This window comes from Streptomyces carpinensis, from assembly GCF_002154505.1.
Taxonomy (GTDB): Bacteria; Actinomycetota; Actinomycetes; order Streptomycetales; family Streptomycetaceae; genus Streptomyces; species Streptomyces carpinensis.
The window spans coordinates 1-668 of record NZ_MUBM01000542.1 but is presented as its reverse complement, the minus strand read 5'-3'; the positions used below and the strand labels follow the sequence as shown (position 1 = coordinate 668).

General features: G+C 73.4%; 1 protein-coding gene. It reads left to right on the top strand.

Annotated features, from left to right (window positions below):
- Positions 1–580, top strand: a 580-nt coding sequence (locus BZY54_RS45680; protein ID WP_425276389.1) for a TetR/AcrR family transcriptional regulator, incomplete at its 5' end; no start/stop codon positions are given.
- Positions 581–668: the final 88 nt, after the last annotated feature.

The following is a 668-nucleotide window of genomic DNA, read 5'->3' as shown; positions in this document are numbered from 1 at the left end:
CGCTCCCGGCACAGCGGCCGCAGCGCCCTCCCGCCGCTCCGATTCCACCCGCGCCGCCATCCTCGCCGCCGCCCGCGAGCGTTTCGCGGCCGACGGGTACGAACGGGCCACCATCCGCGCGATCGCCAAGGACGCGAAGATCGACCCCTCGATGGTCATGCGGTACTACGGCAACAAGGAGGGCCTGTTCGCTGCGGCCGTCTCCCCCGAACTGCGCCTGCCGGACACGGCGGCGGTGCCCCGAGACGAGGTCGGCCGGGCGCTGGTGTCGCACTTCCTGCGGATGTGGGAGGAGAACGGTGAACTCACGGCGATCCTGCGCGTCGGTGTGACCAACACGGCCGGCGCAAAGCGGTTGCAGGAGGTGTTCAAGGACCAGTTGCTGCCGGTCGCCAGGGCGGTGTGCCCCGACCGCGAGGAGGTGCCCGAGCGGGCCGCACTCGTCGTCTCGCAGCTGCTCGGACTCGCCCTCACCCGCTATGTGCTGCGGCTCCCGTCCGTCGTCGCCCTGGCCCGCGAGGACATCCTCGCCTGGCTGGCGCCCACCGTGCAGCGGTACCTGACCGCGCCTCGCCCCTGACGGGCGCGCGCCCCCGGAAACAGTCCGAGGGCGCCCGTCCCGCCCACGTACGGCGGTGCGTACGTACGGCGGGGTGGGCGCCCTCGGC